This window comes from Streptomyces sp. NPDC001507 (genome assembly GCF_042894765.1).
In the GTDB taxonomy this organism is placed as follows: Bacteria; Actinomycetota; Actinomycetes; order Streptomycetales; family Streptomycetaceae; genus Streptomyces.
In genome coordinates this window covers 264,668-285,478 of the sequence record NZ_JBIAVV010000009.1, presented here as the reverse complement: position 1 = coordinate 285,478, position 20,811 = coordinate 264,668, and the positions used below count along the sequence as shown (strand labels likewise).

Annotated in this window: 16 protein-coding genes; 5 read left to right on the top strand and 11 right to left on the bottom strand. The window is 67.7% G+C overall.

The window, feature by feature from the left end:
* Positions 1 to 3: 3 nt before the first annotated feature.
* The 6 genes from ACFY0K_RS28790 to ACFY0K_RS28765 form a co-directional block, all read right to left on the bottom strand.
* A complete protein-coding gene (locus ACFY0K_RS28790) occupies positions 4 to 594 on the bottom strand; it encodes a hypothetical protein (RefSeq protein WP_390642272.1) in 591 nt (196 codons plus the stop codon).
* A gap of 28 nt (positions 595 to 622) precedes the next feature.
* Positions 623 to 1,090 carry a hypothetical protein gene (locus ACFY0K_RS28785; RefSeq protein ID WP_390642271.1) on the bottom strand — a complete coding sequence of 156 codons (468 nt, stop codon included), beginning with the start codon at positions 1,088 to 1,090 and terminating at the stop codon, positions 623 to 625.
* Between the two features lie 3 nt (positions 1,091 to 1,093).
* Positions 1,094 to 5,749, bottom strand: a complete 4,656-nt coding sequence (locus ACFY0K_RS28780) for an RHS repeat-associated core domain-containing protein (protein WP_390642270.1) — start codon at positions 5,747 to 5,749, stop codon at positions 1,094 to 1,096.
* Between the two features lie 98 nt (positions 5,750 to 5,847).
* Positions 5,848 to 6,060 carry a bacteriocin immunity protein gene (locus ACFY0K_RS28775; protein WP_390642269.1) on the bottom strand — a complete coding sequence of 71 codons (213 nt, stop codon included), beginning with the start codon at positions 6,058 to 6,060 and terminating at the stop codon, positions 5,848 to 5,850.
* A gap of 17 nt (positions 6,061 to 6,077) precedes the next feature.
* Positions 6,078 to 6,260: a hypothetical protein gene (locus ACFY0K_RS28770; protein WP_390642268.1), complete on the bottom strand. Its 183-nt coding sequence runs from the start codon at positions 6,258 to 6,260 to the stop codon at positions 6,078 to 6,080.
* Positions 6,261 to 6,280: 20 nt separating this feature from the next.
* Entirely contained in the window at positions 6,281 to 6,928 is a 648-nt protein-coding gene (locus ACFY0K_RS28765; RefSeq protein WP_390642414.1) for a hypothetical protein, read from the bottom strand.
* Positions 6,929 to 7,007: 79 nt separating this feature from the next.
* Here ACFY0K_RS28765 and ACFY0K_RS28760 point away from each other — a divergent pair, with 79 nt between their 5' ends.
* From ACFY0K_RS28760 to ACFY0K_RS28750, 3 genes are all read left to right on the top strand, one after another.
* Positions 7,008 to 7,355, top strand: a complete 348-nt coding sequence (locus ACFY0K_RS28760; protein WP_390642267.1) for a hypothetical protein — start codon at positions 7,008 to 7,010, stop codon at positions 7,353 to 7,355.
* A gap of 110 nt (positions 7,356 to 7,465) precedes the next feature.
* Positions 7,466 to 7,690, top strand: a complete 225-nt coding sequence (locus ACFY0K_RS28755; RefSeq protein WP_390642266.1) for a hypothetical protein — start codon at positions 7,466 to 7,468, stop codon at positions 7,688 to 7,690.
* Positions 7,691 to 7,815: 125 nt separating this feature from the next.
* A complete protein-coding gene (locus ACFY0K_RS28750; RefSeq protein WP_390642265.1) occupies positions 7,816 to 9,207 on the top strand; it encodes a S41 family peptidase in 1,392 nt (463 codons plus the stop codon).
* Positions 9,208 to 9,349: 142 nt separating this feature from the next.
* Here ACFY0K_RS28750 and tuf read toward each other — a convergent pair whose 3' ends face one another.
* The 4 genes from tuf to rpsL form a co-directional block, all read right to left on the bottom strand.
* Positions 9,350 to 10,543, bottom strand: a complete 1,194-nt coding sequence (gene tuf / locus ACFY0K_RS28745; RefSeq protein WP_093499665.1) for an elongation factor Tu — start codon at positions 10,541 to 10,543, stop codon at positions 9,350 to 9,352.
* Positions 10,544 to 10,713: 170 nt separating this feature from the next.
* Entirely contained in the window at positions 10,714 to 12,840 is a 2,127-nt protein-coding gene (gene fusA, locus ACFY0K_RS28740) for an elongation factor G (protein ID WP_351957571.1), read from the bottom strand.
* Between the two features lie 39 nt (positions 12,841 to 12,879).
* Positions 12,880 to 13,350 carry a 30S ribosomal protein S7 gene (gene rpsG / locus ACFY0K_RS28735; RefSeq protein ID WP_007384059.1) on the bottom strand — a complete coding sequence of 157 codons (471 nt, stop codon included), beginning with the start codon at positions 13,348 to 13,350 and terminating at the stop codon, positions 12,880 to 12,882.
* Positions 13,351 to 13,352: 2 nt separating this feature from the next.
* A complete protein-coding gene (gene rpsL / locus ACFY0K_RS28730) occupies positions 13,353 to 13,724 on the bottom strand; it encodes a 30S ribosomal protein S12 (RefSeq protein ID WP_003948652.1) in 372 nt (123 codons plus the stop codon).
* Positions 13,725 to 14,231: 507 nt separating this feature from the next.
* Between rpsL and ACFY0K_RS28725 the strand changes: the two genes are divergently transcribed.
* The gene (locus ACFY0K_RS28725) at positions 14,232 to 15,482 is read left to right on the top strand and encodes a glycosyltransferase family 39 protein (protein ID WP_390642264.1); all 1,251 of its coding nucleotides are present in this window, start codon (positions 14,232 to 14,234) and stop codon (positions 15,480 to 15,482) included.
* A 613-nt stretch (positions 15,483 to 16,095) separates the two neighbouring features.
* Entirely contained in the window at positions 16,096 to 16,836 is a 741-nt protein-coding gene (locus ACFY0K_RS28720; RefSeq protein ID WP_390642263.1) for an SDR family NAD(P)-dependent oxidoreductase, read from the top strand.
* A gap of 69 nt (positions 16,837 to 16,905) precedes the next feature.
* On the opposite strand, the gene ACFY0K_RS28715 is transcribed toward ACFY0K_RS28720, so the two are convergent.
* A complete protein-coding gene (locus ACFY0K_RS28715; RefSeq protein WP_351957569.1) occupies positions 16,906 to 20,805 on the bottom strand; it encodes a DNA-directed RNA polymerase subunit beta' in 3,900 nt (1,299 codons plus the stop codon).
* Between the last annotated feature and the right edge of the window lie 6 nt (positions 20,806 to 20,811).

Below are 20,811 nucleotides of genomic sequence, written 5' to 3'. Positions count from 1 at the left end.
CGATCAGAATCCCCAGGGGTCGGGATGAGGCCTGACCGCGGGGTCCTCGGACCAGGTCGGACGGGCCTCGATCTGGTCCCCGGTGAGCCCGAGGAGCCGATCGACGGCCCAGCCGTTCCACTGGACGGCGCGGGGGAACTGCGGCAGCCGGAAGGCGGGCAGCCGAGCCGGCAATGCTTCGGGACGGTACACGGGCCTCTTGACCTCACCGTTCCGCTTCGGCTTCGACGACCTGTGCGAATCGAGGCAGTCGACCACCTGGTCGACGAGGTACAGGACGTAGTCGTCGCCCTTGCCGTTGCGGATCTCGACGGGTACCAGGCTCCCGGCCGACAGCAGTTCGTCCCCGAACCCCTCGGCCAGACGGCGGCTTAGCACGGGCGCTCCGGGACCGCCGCTGGGGAACTCGCTCCTGGGCGCGGAGTGGTCCATCCATTCGGCACGCAGCCCGGTCGGCCGGTCCGAATCGTCCCCGCTCCGCTGCCACCGCATGAGCCTGCTCTGGTCGGTACCGTCCAGACGCAGCGTCTCGTAGTCGCTCAGGCTCGGCAGGAGCCGGTAGACGGCCAGATTCCGCTGCGGCACGTCAGACATCGCGCCGGTACTCACCGCACGCCCGAGTTCATGAAACGACGGCGTCGACCCTCACCGGGAGTTCCGTGTCGTCCTGGACCGCACCAACGAGCAGCGACCGACGTCCCAGGCTCCAGGCCCGCTGTTCGATGTAGTCGATGCCCACCGTCTGGCCACCGTCCAGTCGGGCGAGGCGCCCGGCAAGGACACCGGTCTCCACCTCATGTGCGATCCGTCCGACCACCTGCGCGGACTCGTCGTACAGCGCTTCCAGCGCGTCGAAGCCGGCCTCCTCGTCGACCTCGCGCTCCCACAGGGTGACAGCGAGGCGCACCTGCGGGGCGTCCCCCTCGATACCCGCCAGGAGGTCGTTCTTGCGCCAGACACGGGGGAACGCGGCGCCCGGCACCTGGCGCGCCACGCCCCAGCCCAGCCGTTCCAGGACGGCACCGATCCCCTCTCCTGTCAGGCTCTCGTCGTCGGCCAGGAGCTCCAGAACTGCAACGACCTCGTCCACGCCCTAATCCATTCCGTTTCCCGGCACGTGGAAGACGTTCAGCCTTCCATCGGCGAATTCGTCTGGGAACTTGCTGCTGAAAAGATCCCGGAGGTGCTCGGCTCCCTCCGGGTAGGAGGTGGCATACCGCACCCCCTTGCCGCCCAGTCCTTCGTTCAGCGCCAGGAGCTTCTCGGCCTGACTGGTGATCCGGTCCTCGTCGTAGTGACGATGCGCAGGATTGTACTGAGACGCCGCCCACTCCCCCGGATGGTCACCACCGGTCCACTTCGCCTCGACGATGAAGCCGTCCGCGGTGGGACCACCGTCCACGTGCACCTCCCGGCCGTCTCCGAGGCGCCACACCTGCTCGTAGTCCGTGTGCGTGACGAACCGTTGGTAGCGGAACGAAACGCGTTGCAGCATTTTGTCGGTCATCCACTGGATGCCCACGAACGTCGGGCACCGCTGCAGGCCGAGCGGATCCACCCAGAGATGGGGATTGGAGACGTAGGCGTAGTGGTCGGGCCCTGCCTGGAGCCCGAGCGGGTCGGGGGTCAGAAAGCGGACACTGTGCGGGTCGTAGTAGCGGTGGAAGTTGTAGTGGAGGCCGCTTTCCTCGTCCGCGTACTGCCCGGGGAAGCGGAGCGGGCACGACAGCCCGCCCTCCACGGCCGTGTCGGGGGCGTCTTCGTCGCCCCAGAGACCGGACCTGCCCCGCCACCGCACCGCGCCGTCGAGACCGATCAGTTCGACAGGCGTGCCGACGACGTCCGTGACGATGGCGAAGAACCGCTCGTCGACTTCCTCCTGCGGCAGTTCGCGCGACCGCGTCCGCTCCGCCTGTGCCATCGGCCGGTGCGTACCCGGCTCGTACTCCCACGTGACCGTGTGCTCGCCCGCGTCGCTCCAGCGGGACTGCTCGGCCAGGCGCTGGCCGTCCCAGGTGAACGCGGTCCGCTCGATGACCTGCCCGTCCTCGGCATGGCACCGCTTCTCCGTGCGGCGTCCGAACGGGTCGTAGTCATAGCTCCAGCGACGACCGTCGGGGCCGGTCATGCCGGTGAGCCGGTCGTCCGCGTCCCAGCTGAACGACCACGCCCGGCGGCCCCCGGACAGTGTCCGCTGCACCAGTCGGGTGACCCGGCCCTGGCCGTCGTACGTGTACGACCTCCTGCCCGCTCGACGGACCTGGTTCCCGGCATACGTGTGCCGGGACTGCTCTCCGTCCGCTCGGCCCGTGAGCGACGAGGACGAGGACGTCGGGTTGCCCGCGGCGTCGTACGCGTAGCGTTCTTGCCAGGAATCACCGTCGACCGCCACGACGCGACCGCGCTCGTCGTGCCGGAACTGCTGCCGACCACCGTGGAGGTCGCGTGTTTCGGTCAGTCGGTCACCGATTCCGTACACGTAGTCGCGACGGCTGACGACCCGGCTCTCGTCGCCGAGGCCGTGGCCGTCAGGTGCCCGCAGCACATGGGACGTCATGCGGCGGCATTCGTCCCAGTGACGCTCCATGCGGAGGGAATCGCCGAAGTCCCGGACCACCTCTTTGCCGTCTTCGTCGTGCCGGAAGACGATCTCGTGGCCGGCGCTCGAAAGCCTCGACGGCAGACTTCGCTCCGAGTACTCCCACCGGCTCTCCGCTCCGGACGGCGTCCTGCGCACCGTGCGCCGGCCCAGTCGGTCGTAGGCGTGACTGATGGTTCGGCCGTTGGTCGTCTCGCTCAGTACCCGTCCGAGCCGATCGCGCTCCGCCTCCACGACGACATCGCCGCATCGGGCCCGGTACACCTGTCCGCTCGACGTGTAGGAGAACGTCGTCGAGGACTCCGCGGTGCGCTTTCCGACGACCCTGCCCACCGCGTCACGCTCGTAGGACGTGACCTGCCCGGCGCCATTGGTACGTCGGGCGAGTCGGCCGGCGGCATCGTACGAATAGATCAGCGTGCGGCCGTTGAAGTCGGTCTCCGACTCCAGGAGCCCCGTGGTGCCGAATCGGTACTCCCACGCGAGGCCCTGCTCGTTCGTGACGCCTACCAGTCTGAGTTCCGTGTCGTAGCGGAAATGCCGCTGCCGGCCGTCGGCATCGGACCGCCAGGCAGGAAGATCGAAATGGGTGTACCCGAACCGAGTGACGGAGCCGGCGGAATCCGTGTGGCGCACGAGACGCCCCTCGGCGTCCCACTCCCAGACCTCCCTGCCGCCGTCGGGCGTGGTCCGCGACAGGGGCTTGCCCTCGACGTTCCAGGTAAGGCGGGTCACGTTGCCCAGAGCGTCGCGGATCTCGGAGACCCGGCCGAAAGCGTCCCGGGTGTGCTGCACGGTGCCGCCGAGGGGATCGACCGACTTCACGGGAAGCCCACGTTCATCGGTCTCGACCCTTGTGACCGCTCCGGCCGGATCGGTGATCTCGGTCAGCGCTCCCTTGCCGTCATAGGCGAACCGGGTCGTCTCCGCGAGTGGAGTGGTGACCGACGTGCGGTTGCCACGGTCGTCGTAGGCGTAGGACCAGCAGGAGCCGTCGGCCGCCTCGGTCCTCACCGGAAGGCGCTGCTCGTTGAACTCGGCGCGAGCGGTGGTGCCGTCGGCGCTCGTGATGCTGACCAGGTTTCCGGCCGCGTCGTAGGCGTAACGGGTGCTGTTGCCCAGCGCGTCGGTATGCCCCACCAGCCGGTCCTGGCGATCCCATTCGTATCGCGTGATGTTGCCGAGCGCGTCGATGACCGCCGTACGCTGCAGCCGCTCGTTGTACTCGTGCACGGTGGCCTGTCCGAACGAGTCGGAGTACACGGTCCGGCGCGCGTCACGGTCGTACGTGAGCCGGCAGTCGAGGAACCCGTCCGCACCCGCGCCGCGTACGCAGCGGTCCTCTTCGTCGTACTCGAACTCGTACCAGGAACCGCACCGGTCCTCCCACCTGGTGATCCTCCCCCGGTCGTCATAGGCATACCGGAAGGGAAGGCCGGAGGAGTTGTACACATGGACCAGGTCACCGTCACGGTAGGCATAGCGCACCAGAGTCGCGTCGTCCGTGCCGGTCGCTTCCGCCAGTCGCATCGATGCGATGCGCCCGGCCTCCGTTTCGATCGCGACGCGGTACCCCCCGCTGTGGTGCAGAGCCACCGGCTCCCCGGCAGCCGAGTACTCGATGTGGAGGCGATGTCCGTTGCGGTCGCTCCGGCTGTGCAGGGAGAACACCGTACTGCCGTCGGCACCCGGCGCACCGTCCGGCTGGAACACGCGGGTGACCCCGGTCTCCGGATCCATGATGGTCATCGGCCCGCCGGGTTTTCCGTCCCACTCCAACGGCCAGCGGGGCCCTTCCAGCGGATACACGGGATCCCCGGGCGTTGGACGGGGGTAGGCGAGCAGCATTCCGTCGTCCGAGGCGAAGGCGATGCCCTGGTCGTCCATCTCCAGTCGTTCGTCGAGCGTTGATGCCCAGGACGGACCGAACCACCTGCCGTAGCGGTAGGTGGACAGATGAGTCCGTTTGACTTCGAGTGGCAGGATGCCCGGCAACGTCACATCTGTAGCGACCATGAGCATCTCGCCCGACACCAGGTCGATCGGATCGCCGCCCGGGCAGCGCCCTGCGAGTGCCTTGCCTCTGGCGACCAGATCCGTCATCCCGGAGCGCAGACTGGTCAGGCCACGAGTTCCGAGCCCACGCACGGCCTCGGCCATGCCCTTGAGCCCCAGTTTGCCAAGTCCCCGCATGCCCTTGGCGAGCTTGCCGAGGCTGGTGATGCCCTTGCCGCCGGGTATGCAGTCCAGCGCTGCGAACGCCACGTCCCACAGGGACGCCTGGCCTTTTGAGTATTTGTAGAGGGTGTCGGCGAGCACGACGAGGGCGGCGACGAGCACGATCGCGCCGAGGATCGGCCCACCGATGATCATGGCGATGATCCCGACGACCGCGACGACGACCTTGCAGACGGTGACGATGGTGTCCCAGTTGTCCTCGAACCAGTGCCCGACGTCCTGCCACCAGTGCCGATTCGGGATACCGGCGTCGGAGGCCTCGTCGATCTTCCGCTTCGCCTCACCGGCCGCGTCGTCGCGCATCTTGCGGGCGTCCTCGGCCATCTTCTTCGCGGCGTCGAGGGCACTCTGCGCGCTGGTGACGTCCGACTGGGCCTGGGTGTGCGCGGACTTGGCGCTCTGCACGTCCCGGGTGGCGGCCCGCACCTTGCCCTCGTCCGGCTTGTCCGCGGTGGACTTGCTGCCGGTGGGATCGTCCTTGTACTTGTCGGCTTCCTTCGTGGCCCGGGTGACCCAGGAATCGGCCGACGACAGACGCGACTTGGCGGAGGACAGGTCCGACTGCGCCTCCTTCGCCTTGGCCAGGGCCCTGTCGGCGAGCGCCTGCGCCCGCTCCAGCTTCGGCCAGTAGTCCGCGAGGGCGTCCCCGCACAGCTCGTAGGACTTCTTCAGCTTCTTCAGGTTCTTCGGAACGTCCTTGAACTGCTCCTTGAACACCTCGGCGGACTTCCCGGCCCACTGCAGGAGGGTGTCCTCACCGGCCATGCCCTTGACCAGACGCAGCGCGTCGGAGACGTCGTCGGCGAAGGAGTGCAGCTGCGCGGCGAGCGTGCGGACGCGCTGCGCATCGCCGGGGGTCGGGTCCCGGTCGAGATCGAGTGGATGCCAGTCCGCCGGTCGGTACCCCGCCATGCCCCCGCAACCCCCGTCGCGTACGCCCCGTCAACAAGCCTGTGCACACGCGAACTTACAAGGAACGGCCGTTCGAGGTGAAGCCCAGCGGGTCAGGCTCACAACGCGATCGGGCGGTAAGCCAGCGCCTGGTCCACCACTTCCTCGGCCGTGAGTTCCGGATCCGAGTAGTAGATCAAGTCGCTTACCCGGGGATGCAAGACACTCTGCTTCAGCCTCTCCAGCAGCGCATCGTGTTCCCGCTCGGGGAGGCCTGCGTCCATGATCTGCTGCACCAGCCGGATGAGTTCGTCACGGCTTTTCGAAGGCATGCAGGCATCCTCTCGGCTCAGCGAAGTGTTCGGCGAAGGCGGCGTCCGCGCCGGAACCGGCCGTTGTCCTCGACCGCAGCCGTGCACCGCAGCCACCAGTACTCCAGCTCGTCCCGCACCGTCACGTACACCCACCGGCGCTTGAGCCACGGTGGCAGGTCCCGGAACGGCACGAAGGTGAGCGTGTCGTCGATCGGCACCGGTCTCTCACCGCAAAGGATCAGTCCGCGAAGCGGAACGTCGACGTGATCGCGTCGAAGATGTCGAAGAAGGAGTCGGCGAGGTCGAGGACCTGACTGCTGCCGGCGACCAGGGCGACCTTGCCCTCCTGACCGGGGACCGGGATGAAGGTCTGCATGAGGACTGCGCGGATCGTGCGGCCCAGGCTGTCCTCCGGGACCGGGATGTCCTCGATGCCGTAGGTGCGCGCGGCGGGGCCGACGCCGGGGATGTCGACGGTCGTCACCTTGCGCCAGGAGTCGCCCTCCCGGTGGGCTTCCTTGGGGGCGAGCTGGGCGGCGATGGCGGCCGGGTCGTTGGAGAGCGGCGCGCCCTCGCGGGTACGGCCGCCGACCAGCGAGACCGTGACCGACCCGGTGACCGGGGTGTCCCCGCCGAAGCTCTCCGCCATGCAGCCGCAGTACATCGCGCCCGACTTCCAGGCATCTGCCGCGGACCTGCGCAGGAAGCCGACGTACGTGTCCCGGTACTGGGCCAGCTCCGGGTGCTGGGCGATGCGCTCGTTCACCATCCGCCGGATCGAGTCGTCCCGCGACTCCGGCCGCACGTCGAACTCCCACCACGACTCGGGCACCTTGATCCGGAAACCGCCGCGCTCGATGGTCAGCGTCTCCATGTAGCGGGCCATGCTGTACGCCACCCCTCCCCCGATGATCTGATATACGGTGCGGCCCAGACTACGAGACGCGCGAACGGGGGACGGTCACGTGGGCAACGGCAAGAGCGATCTCGCCATACCGCTGAGCGAGCTTGAGGACTACGGCCGCAAGCTGCGCTCCATCAAGGAACGCCTCAACCACACCAAGAAGATGTTCGAGTCCTACCAGGACGACGTCGGCAGCAGCACCGTCTACAACGCCCTCGACGACTTCGAGTCCAACTGGCACGACGGCCGCGAGGACATCACCAAGCAGATCGACTCCCTCGCCGACATGTCCGACACCGTGGTCCGCGAGTTCAAGAAGCTGGACGACGACCTCGCGAAGAAGGCGAAGGACGCGGTGCGGCCGGAGGGTCAGCAGCAACAGGGTGGCGGCGGGAACAAGGCGGAGTAGCCACCCTGAAGGGCCTGCAGGCCGACGACGAAGGCACCGCGAGCATCTACGTCGAGCTCACCGAACAAGGCCTGGGCAAGACGCCGGCCGCGGACCTCTGGAGGCACCTCATGGCCGTCGACCTCTCCATCTTCCAGTCCCAGACGGCCCAGGCCCTGCGCGCCGGAAGCCTCGCCGAAGCCCTCCTCGTCGTCCTCAGTGGCCATGGTATCGACGTCAGTGACGAAGCCCGCGAGCCCATCACCACCTGCGACGACCACGACACCCTCACCACCTGGCTCACCCGCGCCGCCACCGCGACCACCACGGCCGAACTCTTCGTGCAGCCCGAGTAGAACGCCCCCGCACTGAGGCTGTCCCCACCCCCGGCCCACCCGTCTGCCGGATGGCCGGGGCTCCTCGGCGTCCGGCACCGTGAAGGACGGAAACGTCAGTCGCGTGCAGGGGGAAGGACGCCATCGTGCGAACCGCCGTCGGGACCGCAGCATCTCTCCTGGTTCTCGCCCTGGCCGTACCGGCCGCCGGGGCGGCACCGGGCACCACCGCCCGTGCCATCCCCGCCACCGCCACCGGAGTGTGGCGCATGGACGGGTACGGGACCGTCCTCGCCATCGACGGGCAAGGGGTGCAGGAGTACCAGACGACCGCTGTCAGCTGCCTGAAGGGGTACTTCGCCACGGCGGGCCCGGAACCGGGGACGTACGACGTCGAAGGCGCCGTCATCACCGTGCGGCCCGCCCCGGACGGGGAGCACGCCCGGTTCGGCGCCGACGTCGCCGTGGGGCATCGGCAGCTGCGCCGGATCGGCGCCCTGCCCGTCGCCTGCACCCGCCCGCCCGCGACCGATCCCCGCACCGCCTTCGACGTCTTCTGGCAGTCGTTCGAGGAGAACTACCCCTTCTTCGCCGCCAAGGGCGTCGACTGGCAAGCCGTCCGAGACCGTTACCGGCCCCTCGTCCACAAGGACACCAGCCGGGCCCAGCTCTTCGACATCCTCAGCCGCATGATCACCCCGCTGCACGACGCCCACATCCTCGTCCAGGACGGGGACCGTCACTACGGCACGGCCCGGCCCGGCACTGTCGTCCCCACCGAGGAACTCAACGACACGGTGAAGAAGTTCGTCGTCGAACGCGACCTCGCGCAGGCCACCGGCCGGCAGGACTTCGCCGGTGGCCTCATCACGTACGCCGACCTGAAGCAGCGGGGTCCGGGCTACCTCCGGATCGCCCGCTTCGACGGATACGACGGCGAGGACCCGTCGTACACCGCCCAGCTCGCCGAACTCGACCGGGCGCTCGACGCCGTCCTCACCCCCGCCCGCACCCGCGCCCTCCGCGGCCTGGTCATCGACCTCCGCGTCAACGGCGGCGGCTCCGACGCCCTCGGCATCCGCATCGCCGAACGCCTCACGGACACGCCGTACGTCGCGTACGCCAAGCGCGCCCGCAACGACCCGGCCGACCCGGCCAGGCACACCCGCCCCGAGCCGGTCCCGGTCACGCCGTATCACGGCGCCCGTTACACCGGCCCGGTCGCCCTCCTCACCGGCGGCTCCACCGTCAGCGCCGGCGAGACCTTCACCCAGGCCCTGATCGACCGGCCGGGGCGCACGGTCCGGATCGGGCAGCCGACCCAGGGCGTCTTCTCCGACGTCATGGTCCGCAACCTCCCCGACGGCATGGTGGTCTGGCTGCCCAACGAGGAGTACCTGACCCGGACCGGCCGGACCTTCGACGGGACCGGGATCGCGCCGCAGATCAGCGAACCCGTCTTCACCGACGAGGAGTTCGCGAAGAATCGGGACTCGGCGTTCGACCGGGCCGTGGAGCTGCTGCGGTCCGCCCGCTGATCCCCGCTGCACCCCAGGGCGTGGTGCGCGTAGTGCAGGGACGATCCGCCGTTGCGGCGCGATGAAGACGGCAAAGAGGCCCGTACGACCGGAGTCGTACGGGCCTCTTCAGACCTGCCTGGTCAGCCCTTGCGGGCCGAGATCACTTGTTGATCTTGGTGACCTGGCCGGCGCCGACCGTGCGGCCACCCTCACGGATGGCGAACTTCAGGCCCTCTTCCATGGCGACGGGCTGGATGAGCTCCACCTTCATCTCGGTGTTGTCACCCGGCATGACCATCTCGGTGCCCTCGGGGAGGGTCACGACGCCGGTCACGTCCGTCGTACGGAAGTAGAACTGCGGACGGTAGTTGTTGAAGAACGGCGTGTGGCGGCCACCCTCGTCCTTGGAGAGGATGTAGGCCTGCGCCTCGAACTCGGTGTGCGGGGTGACCGAGCCCGGCTTGATGATGACCTGGCCGCGCTCGACGTCCTCGCGCTTGATGCCACGGAGGAGCAGACCGACGTTCTCACCGGCCTGGCCCTCGTCGAGCAGCTTGCGGAACATCTCGATGCCGGTGACCGTGGTGGTGGTCTTCTCGGTCTTGATGCCGATGATGTCGACGGTCTCGTTGACCTTGAGGACACCACGCTCGATACGACCGGTGACGACGGTGCCACGACCGGTGATCGTGAAGACGTCCTCGATCGGCATCAGGAACGGCTTGTCGACGTCACGCTCGGGCTGCGGGATGTTCTCGTCGACGGCGGTCATGAGGTCGAGCACGGACTGCGTCCACTCGGCGTCGCCCTCCAGCGCCTTCAGCGCGGAGACGCGGACGACCGGCAGGTCGTCGCCCGGGAACTCGTACTCGGACAGGAGCTCACGGACCTCGAGCTCGACGAGCTCCATGATCTCCTCGTCGTCCACCATGTCGGCCTTGTTCAGGGCGACCACGATGTACGGAACGCCGACCTGGCGGGCCAGGAGCACGTGCTCCTTGGTCTGCGGCATCGGGCCGTCGGTGGCGGCCACGACCAGGATCGCGCCGTCCATCTGCGCGGCACCCGTGATCATGTTCTTGATGTAGTCCGCGTGACCGGGGCAGTCGACGTGCGCGTAGTGACGGGTCTCCGTCTGGTACTCGACGTGCGCGATGGAGATCGTGATACCGCGCTGACGCTCCTCGGGCGCCTTGTCGATGTTGTCGAACGCGGTCGCCTCGTTCAGGTCCGGGTACGCGTCGTGCAGCACCTTGGTAATGGCGGCCGTGAGGGTCGTCTTACCGTGGTCGATGTGACCGATGGTGCCGATGTTGACGTGCGGCTTAGTCCGCTCGAACTTCGCCTTCGCCACTGGGGTCCTCCTGTGGAGTGGTTCTGTACGCCTGGGTTCAGTCGGCGCCAGGTGATCTTTGCTGTTGGGTCCCGGGCCCCGGGCCGTACCGCCGCGAATGCGGAGGAACGACCCGTGAGGCTCCGGGGTCAAGCCTAAGGCGTGTATGTGCGCCGCGTTGAACGCGGTACTTACTCGCCCTTGGCCTTCGCGATGATCTCCTCGGCGACGTTCCGCGGAACCTCGGCGTAGGAGTCGAACTGCATGGAGTAGCTGGCCCGGCCGGACGTCTTGCTGCGCAGGTCGCCGACGTAACCGAACATCTCCGAGAGGGGCACGAGGCCCTTCACGACGCGGGCACCGGCCCGCTCCTCCATGGCCTGGATCTGACCACGGCGGGAGTTGATGTCGCCGATGACCTCACCCATGTAGTCCTCGGGCGTGGTGACCTCGACGGCCATCATCGGCTCAAGGAGCACGGGGGACGCCTTGCGCGCGGCCTCCTTGAAGGCCTGCGAGCCGGCGATCTTGAAGGCGAGCTCGGAGGAGTCGACCTCGTGGTAGGCACCGTCGTGCAGGATCACGCGGACACCGGTCATCTCGTAACCGGCGAGGATGCCGAACTGCATGGCCTCCTGCGCACCGGCGTCCACCGAAGGGATGTACTCCTTCGGGATGCGGCCACCGGTCACCTTGTTCACGAACTCGTACGACGTGTCGCCACCCTCGAGCGGCTCGATGCCGATCTGCACCTTCGCGAACTGACCGGTACCACCGGTCTGCTTCTTGTGGGTGTAGTCGACGCGCTCGACGGCCTTGCGGATCGTCTCGCGGTACGCCACCTGCGGCTTGCCGACGTTGGCCTCGACCTTGAACTCACGGCGCATACGGTCGACCAGCACCTCGAGGTGCAGCTCGCCCATGCCACCGATGATGGTCTGGCCGGTCTCCTCGTCCGAGTGGACCTGGAAGGACGGGTCCTCCTCGGCCAGGCGCTGGATCGCGACGCCCAGCTTCTCCTGGTCGCCCTTCGACTTGGGCTCGATGGCGACCTGGATGACCGGCGCCGGGAAGTCCATGGACTCCAGGATCACCGGCTGCTTGTCGTCGCACAGCGTCTCACCGGTCGTGGTCTGCTTCAGACCCATGACGGCGATGATGTCGCCGGCGCCCACCGACTCGATCTCCTCACGCTTGTTCGCGTGCATGCGGTAGATCTTGCCGATGCGCTCCTTCTTGCCCTTGACGGAGTTCAGCACGGCGGTGCCGGACTCCAGGCGGCCCGAGTAGACCCGGACGAAGGTGAGCTTGCCGAGGTGCGGGTCGCTCATGATCTTGAACGCCAGCGCGGACAGCGGCTCGTCGTCGGACGGCTTGCGCTTGACGACCTCCTCCGGGTCGTTCACGGCGTGGCCCTCGATGGCCTCGACGTCGAGCGGGGAGGGGAGGTAGCGCACGACCGCGTCGAGCAGGGGCTGAACGCCCTTGTTCTTGAACGCGGTACCGCAGAACACCGGGGTGACGGTGGTGCCGTCGGACTTGCCGGACGCGATGGTGATACGACGGATCGCGGCGTACAGCTGCTCCTCGGAGGGCTCCTCGCCCTCCAGGTACAGCTCCATGATCTCTTCGTCGTTCTCGGCCACGGCCTCCAGCAGCTTGCCGCGGTACTCCTCGGCAGCCTCGGTGTGGGTGGCCGGGATGTCGACGACGTCGTACATCTCGCCCTTGGTGGCCTCGGCGGACCACACGAGCGCCTTCATGCGGACGAGGTCCACGACGCCCTGGAAGTCGGCCTCGGCACCGATCGGGAGCTGCATGACGATCGGCTGAGCGCCCAGGCGGTCAGAGATCATGTCGACGCAGCGGTGGAACTCGGCACCGGTCCGGTCGAGCTTGTTGACGAAGCAGATGCGCGGAACGCCGTAGCGGTCCGCCTGACGCCACACCGTCTCGGACTGCGGCTCGACACCGGCGACGCCGTCGAACACCGTCACGGCACCGTCGAGCACGCGCAGCGAACGCTCCACCTCGACGGTGAAGTCGACGTGGCCCGGCGTGTCGATGATGTTGATGGTGTGGTCGACGTCTTCCAGCGGCCAGTGACAGGTGGTGGCAGCAGAAGTGATCGTGATGCCACGCTCCTGCTCCTGCTCCATCCAGTCCATGGTGGCAGCGCCGTCGTGGACCTCACCGATCTTGTACGACACACCGGTGTAGAACAGGATCCGCTCGGTGGTGGTCGTCTTGCCCGCGTCGATGTGGGCCATGATCCCGATGTTGCGGACCTTGGCCAGGTCAAGTGAAGTGGTAGCCATAAGGCTTCGGTCTTCTCTCGGTCTCGATGGGGGTAGCGACTACCAGCGGTAGTGCGCGAAGGCCTTGTTGGACTCGGCCATCTTGTGCGTGTCCTCGCGCTTCTTGACGGCCGCACCGAGGCCGTTCGAAGCGTCGAGAAGCTCGTTGAGCAGACGCTCGGTCATGGTCTTCTCGCGACGGGCGCGGGAGTAGCCGACCAGCCAGCGCAGCGCCAGGGTGTTGGCACGGCCGGGCTTGACCTCGACCGGGACCTGGTAGGTGGCGCCACCGACACGGCGGGACTTGACCTCAAGGGTCGGCTTGATGTTCTCCAGCGCGCGCTTCAGCGTGATGACCGGGTCGTTGCTGGTCTTCTCGCGCAGGCCCTCCATGGCGCCGTACACGATGCGCTCGGCGGTGGAGCGCTTGCCGTTCAGCAGCACCTTGTTGATGAGCGACGTGACAAGAGGAGAACCGTAGACCGGGTCGATGATGACCGGGCGCTTCGGGGCAGGGCCCTTACGAGGCATTCTTACTTCTCCTTCTTGGCGCCGTAGCGGCTGCGGGCCTGCTTGCGGTTCTTGACACCCTGGGTGTCGAGCGAGCCGCGGATGATCTTGTAGCGAACACCGGGCAGGTCCTTCACACGGCCGCCGCGCACGAGCACGATGGAGTGCTCCTGCAGGTTGTGTCCCTCACCCGGGATGTAAGCGGTGACCTCGATCCCGCTGGTCAGACGCACACGCGCGACCTTACGCAGGGCCGAGTTCGGCTTCTTCGGGGTGGTCGTGAACACACGCGTGCAGACGCCGCGACGCTGAGGGGACCCCTCGAGTGCGGGCGTCTTGTTCTTCTCGACCTTGTCCTGCCGGCCCTTGCGGACCAGCTGCTGGATCGTAGGCACTACTTCTCCGGTTTCTGTGTGCCGATGGTGAAGCTAACCTGGAACGTCGCCGACCCACGCGGTCGGGTGTGTCGGATTCCGTGGACTCCTGCCGCCAGGCAGAAGGGGGCGCGGATCGCGGTGGCCGCTTCGTCACTCCGGTGCGGTTTGAAGGCACGCACGAGGATCAGGGCACACCCCAGGCACAAGGTCTGAGCGTACCCAGCGCAATGACTCCGGTCAAAACAAAAGAAGGGGGACCGGTTGCGGGGGACCTGAACTGGGGTTTTGGGCCGCCTTCGGATATACCACGGAGACGAACGACACGCTAACGGAGAGCGCCGAAGGCTGACGCCGATCAGATTCACGGCTGTGCGACGCTGATCGGATCTTCCGATCGCCGGTCGCCTTCAGCGCCCCCTCGGGGGCGCGAGGAACTGCGCGATCAGCCACGACGGACCCGCAGCCGCCCGAAGACCACTCGCGGCACTGCGCACGGCGCGCTTTTGCTTGGGGGGCAGCACACGCATGAGCACAGCTCAGAGCAACACCGCGCCGGCCGTCGCGACACCGCGTCGCCCCCTTCGCCTCCCCCCGGCCACCCGCCCCTACCTCCCACCCCTCGCCCTCTACGGCGCCGCCAAGCTCACCGGCCTCCTCGTCTTCGCCTGGCTTCTGACGTCCGCAGGCGACTACCTGCACAAGGACCCCCGCTTCGGCGGCGGCGCCCACTGGTGGGACGTCCTGTCCACCTGGGACGGCTGGTGGTACCTCCAGGTCGCACAGAAGGGCTACCACCCCGAGCCCCTCCGGCCCCTCGCCCCCGGCGGCCAGTTCAGCGCGGAGCAGAACTCGGTCGCGTTCTTCCCCCTCTACCCCGGCCTGGTCCGAGCGGTCTCGGAGATCACCGGCATGGGCCTGTACGGCTCGGCGATCCTCGTCTCGGTCGTCTGTTCCTTCGTCGCGGCGGCCGGCCTCTACGCGGTGGTCTCGCTGCTCGCCGGCGCCCGCGCCGGCACCATCGCGGCCGGCCTGTGGGCGGTGGCCCCCGCCGCCGGCGTCGAGTGGGCGGTCTACACGGAGTCCCTGTTCGTGGCGATCGCCGCCTGGGCCTGCCACGCCGTGATGAGACGCCGCTGGGTGCCGGCGGGCCTGCTCGCCTTCCTGTCCGGCCTGAGCCGGCCCACGGCGGCCGTGCTGATCGGTGCGGTCGGCCTGGCCGCCCTGGTGACGCTGGTGCGCCGGGACAGCCGGCGCGAGCAGGGCGTCGCGGCCCCGCTGTACGCGGCGGTCGCCGCCCCCCTCGGCCTGCTCACGTACATCGGCTGGGTCGGCTGGTCCATGGGCAGCCCGGGCGCGTACTTCTCGCTCCAGCACCAGGCCTGGGCGCACTACTTCGACTTCGGCGCGTACACCCTGGACGTGCTGCGGAACGTGGCGGTGGGGCACGGCGACTACCTCTTCGCCTACCCGGTCCCGGACCTGATCGCCGTGCAGGTGGTGGTGGCGCTGCCGTTCCTCGTCGCGCTCCTGCTCCGGAAACGGCCACCGCTGGTGCTGACGGCGTACACCCTCGCCTCGATCGTGACGATCCTCGGCACCCAGCAGATGTTCGGCAACACCCCGCGCTACCTGCTCCCCGTCTTCCCGCTGCTGCTGGCACCGGCGGCGGCGCTGGCACGGCTGCGGTGGCCGGCCCTGGTGGTGTTCTTCTCCACTGCGGCCGTGGCCTCGGGCTGGTACGCGCATTACGTGATCTTCGAGTTGGGCATTCCGTAGCGACGGGGACGACCTCTTCACGGCGTTCACCGGCGGCTCCGCCCGGACCCGGAATACCGGGCCAGCCGTCGAACCATGTGCCGGGTCCGCATTCGGCGCGGCTTCCGTTCGGGAATTCAAGGCGGATCCGTGATCATCCCGACCGAACCGGGCTTCGACGACACCGGATTCCTTTTCATCAATACGCCCGGATTCCACCCCCCGGCCGCAGCACAGGCCGCCGGACCGACAGTGCCGCTCCACCAACTGCCCGAGGACGTACGAGGTCACAGGCACCAACGACTACCACGGCCGACCGACTCTGTACCCGCCTCGCACACCGCCACATTCAAGTGCGCACATTCGCCACACCTCCGGAAACAGCTCATGATAAGCAGGACACATAAACCCGCTCCGACTGCAGAGGAAATGCAACAAATGCGCGAAAGAATCACTGGGTCGCTTTGATTCCTCCTTCGCCGGTAAGGACTTGCCAGTCAGTTTCCGGTAAGTTTGCGCGAGCAATCAAGACGTCAACTGGAGCCCGCCACCGATGGCGCTGTCCTCCCTGAGGTCGAACGCCGGGTCGGTTTCCCGCCAGCCTCCGGCGCCGGCGCCGGTGATGCTCGACGTCATGAAACGACTTGACGGAAACGTGGCGTTGGTCACGGGCGGCAGCCGGGGCATCGGTGCTGCCGTGGCGCTACGGCTGGCCGAAGAAGGCGCCGACGTCGTCCTGACCTACGAGAACAGCACGGAACGTGCCACCCGGGTGGTGGAGCAGGTCAAGGCGAGGGGGTGCCGGGCACTGGCCGTCCAGGCCGACAGCGCCGTCTCTGAGGCGCTCACCGCCGCGGTGGACGAGGCCGCCTCGGTGTTCGGCGGACTCGACATCCTGGTCAACAACGCCGGCGTCTTCCTCGTCGGCCCACTCGATGACCTGGGGGCGGCGGAGATCGACCGCACCCTCGCGGTGAACGTCCGGGCGCCGTTCACGGCCTCCCAGGCGGCAGTTCGGCACATGGGCCGGGGCGGCCGCATCATCAGCATCGGAAGCAACGTCGCCGAGCGCGCGGTCTTCCCCGGACTGGCGCTGTACTCCATGAGCAAGACGGCTCTGGTCGGGATGACGAAGGGCCTGGCCCGAGAACTCGGTCCGCGTGGCATCACCGTCAACCTGGTGCATCCCGGCCCCACCGACACGGAGACCAACCCGGCCGACGGGCCGAACGCCGAGGTGATCGCCGGATTCACGGCGGTGGGCCGCTACGCGGAAGCGGCCGAGATCGCGGCCACCGTCGCCCACCTGGCAAGTGCGGACGGCGCGTACATCACCGGAGCCTCGATCCACGTAGACGGCGGCTTCACGGCCTGACACCGACACGCGACGCCGAAGGGCGGTCACCCCGTACGAAACGGGGTGACCGCCCTTCAGAACCAACTCCTACTGGTTGTACGGACCGTAGTCGTAGTCCTCCAGCGGGACGGCCTGGCCGGAGCCGGTGCCGAACGGCGAGTAGTCGATGTCGTCGTAGCCGACGGCCGAGTACATCGCGGCCTTCGCCTCCTCGGTCGGCTCGACCCGGATGTTGCGGTAGCGGGACAGACCCGTACCGGCCGGGATGAGCTTACCGATGATGACGTTCTCCTTGAGGCCGATGAGGCTGTCGGACTTGGCGTTGATCGCCGCGTCCGTCAGGACTCGGGTCGTCTCCTGGAAGGAGGCGGCCGACAGCCAGGACTCCGTCGCCAGCGAGGCCTTGGTGATACCCATGAGCTGCGGACGACCCGAAGCCGGGTGACCGCCCTCCTGGACCACACGACGGTTCTCGTGCTCGAACTTCGAGCGCTCGACCAGCTCGCCGGGCAGCAGCTCGGCGTCGCCGGACTCGATGATCGTCACGCGGCGCAGCATCTGCCGGATGATGATCTCGATGTGCTTGTCGTGGATCGACACACCCTGCGAGTTGTACACCTTCTGGACCTCGCCGACCAGGTGGACCTGGACGGCACGCTGACCCAGGATGCGCAGCACGTCGTGCGGGTTGGTGGCACCCACGGTGAGCTTCTGGCCCACCTCGACGTGCTCGCCCTCGCTGACCAGGAGACGGGCACGCTTCGAGATGGGGTAGGCCATCTCGTCGCTGCCGTCGTCCGGGGTGACGACGATCTTCTTGGTCTTCTCGGTCTCCTCGATCCGCACGCGGCCCTGGGCCTCGGAGATCGGGGCGACACCCTTCGGGGTACGGGCCTCGAAGAGCTCGACGACACGCGGCAGACCCTGGGTGATGTCGTCACCGGCCACACCACCGGTGTGGAAGGTACGCATCGTCAGCTGGGTACCGGGCTCACCGATGGACTGGGCGGCGATGATGCCGACCGCCTCACCGATGTCGACCAGCTTGCCGGTGGCCAGGGAGCGGCCGTAGCACATGGCGCAGGTGCCGACGGCGGACTCGCAGGTCAGGACCGAACGGGTCTTGACCTCGGAGACGCCGCGGGCGACCAGTTCGTCGATGAGCACGTCACCGAGGTCGGTGTTGGCCGGGGCCAGCACCACGCCGTCCACGACGATGTCCTCGGCCAGGGCACGTGCGTACACGCTGGTCTCGACGTTGTCCGCCTTGCGCAGCACGCCGTCCGCGCCGACCTCCGCGATGTGCAGCTTGAGGCCGCGCTCGGTGCCGCAGTCCTCCTCGCGGATGATGACGTCCTGGGAGACGTCGACCAGACGACGGGTGAGGTAACCCGAGTCGGCGGTACGCAGGGCGGTGTCCGCCAGACCCTTACGGGCACCGTGCGTGGAGATGAAGTACTCCAGCACGGACAGGCCCTCACGGAACGACGCCTTGATCGGACGCGGGATCGTCTCGTTCTTCGCGTTCGACACCAGACCACGCATACCGGCGATCTGACGCATCTGCATCATGTTGCCTCGTGCACCCGAGTTCACCATCATGAAGATCGGGTTGGTCTTCGGGAAGTTGTCGTTCATCGCCTCGGCGACCTCGTTGGTCGCCTGGGTCCAGATCTGGATGAGCTCCTGCGTGCGCTCGTCCTTGGTGATCAGACCGCGCTCGTACTGCTTCTGGACCTTCTCGTCCTTGGCCTCGTACCCGGCGACGATCGCCTTCTTCGCCTCGGGCACGACGACGTCGGAGATGGCGACGGTGACGCCGGAACGGGTCGCCCAGTAGAAGCCGGACGCCTTCAGGTTGTCGAGCGTCGCCGCCACGATGACCTTCGGGTAGCGCTCGGCGAGGTCGTTGACGATCTCGGAGAGCTGCTTCTTGCCGACCTCGTAGTCGACGAACGGGTAGTCCTCGGGCAGCAGCTCGTTGAAGAGCGCACGGCCGAGCGTGGTCTTCAGACGGAAGCTGTCACCGGTCTGGTACTCCGGCTCGCCCTCTTCCGCGGCCGGCGGGGTCCAGCCGCGCGGCGGGATGGTGCCCACCGGGAAGCGGATGTCGATCTTCGACTGGAGCGAGAGCTCGCCGGCGTCGAAGGCCATGATCGCCTCGGCCGCCGAGCCGAAGGCGCGGCCCTCGCCCTTGACGTTGCGCATCTCGCTGTCGGTCGTCAGGAAGAACAGACCGAGGACCATGTCCTGGGTCGGCATCGTCACCGGACGGCCGTCGGCGGGCTTGAGGATGTTGTTCGAGGACAGCATCAGGATGCGGGCCTCGGCCTGCGCCTCCGCGGACAGCGGCAGGTGCACGGCCATCTGGTCACCGTCGAAGTCCGCGTTGAACGCGGTGCAGACGAGCGGGTGGATCTGGATGGCCTTGCCCTCGACCAGCTGCGGCTCGAAGGCCTGGATGCCGAGGCGGTGCAGGGTGGGCGCACGGTTCAGCAGCACCGGGTGCTCGGCGATGACCTCTTCGAGGACGTCGTACACGACGGTGCGGCCGCGCTCCACCATGCGCTTGGCCGACTTGATGTTCTGCGCGTGGTTCAGGTCGACCAGGCGCTTCATCACGAACGGCTTGAAGAGCTCCAGCGCCATGGCCTTGGGCAGACCGCACTGGTGCAGCTTCAGCTGCGGGCCGACGACGATGACGGAACGCGCCGAGTAGTCGACTCGCTTGCCGAGCAGGTTCTGACGGAAACGACCCTGCTTGCCCTTGAGCATGTCGCTCAGGGACTTCAGCGGGCGGTTGCCGGGACCGGTGACCGGGCGACCACGACGACCGTTGTCGAAGAGGGCGTCCACGGCCTCCTGGAGCATGCGCTTCTCGTTGTTCACGATGATCTCGGGCGCACCGAGGTCGAGAAGCCGCTTCAGGCGGTTGTTGCGGTTGATCACACGGCGGTACAGGTCGTTCAGGTCGGAGGTCGCGAAGCGGCCACCGTCCAGCTGCACCATCGGGCGGAGGTCCGGCGGGATGACCGGCACGCAGTCCAGCACCATGCCCTTGGGGCTGTTGCTGGTCTGCAGGAACGCGGAGACGACCTTCAGGCGCTTGAGAGCGCGGGTCTTCTTCTGGCCCTTGCCGGTGCGGATGATCTCGCGGAGCTTCTCGGCCTCCTCGTCGAGGTCGAAGGACTCCAGGCGCTTCTGCAGCGCCGCGGCACCCATCGAGCCGTCGAAGTACGTGCCGAAGCGGTCCCGCAGCTCGCGGTAGAGCAGCTCGTCCCCCTCCAGGTCCTGGACCTTGAGGTTCTTGAAGCGGGTCCACACCTCGTCGAGGCGGTCGATCTCGCGCTGCGAACGGTCGCGCAGCTGCTTCATCTCACGCTCGGCACCCTCGCGCACCTTGCGGCGCACGTCGGCCTTGGCACCCTCGGCCTCCAGCTCGGCCAGGTCGCTCTCGAGCTTCTTGGCGCGGGCCTCCAGGTCGGAGTCGCGGCGGTTCTCGATCTGCTGGCGCTCCACGGAGACGTGCGCCTCCAGGGAGGGCAGGTCGCGGGTACGGCGCTCCTCGTCGACGAACGTGATCATGTACGCCGCGAAGTAGATGACCTTCTCGAGGTCCTTGGGCGCCAGGTCCAGCAGGTAGCCGAGGCGCGACGGGACACCCTTGAAGTACCAGATGTGCGTGACGGGCGCGGCCAGCTCGATGTGGCCCATCCGCTCACGGCGCACCTTGGCGCGGGTCACCTCGACGCCGCAGCGCTCACAGATGATGCCCTTGAAGCGGACACGCTTGTACTTGCCGCAGTAGCACTCCCAGTCCCGGGTGGGGCCGAAGATCTTCTCGCAGAAGAGCCCGTCCTTTTCCGGCTTGAGAGTGCGGTAGTTGATCGTCTCGGGCTTCTTGACCTCGCCGTGGCTCCACTGACGGATGTCGTCAGCCGTGGCCAGGCCGATCCGGAGCTCATCGAAGAAGTTGACGTCGAGCACTATGCG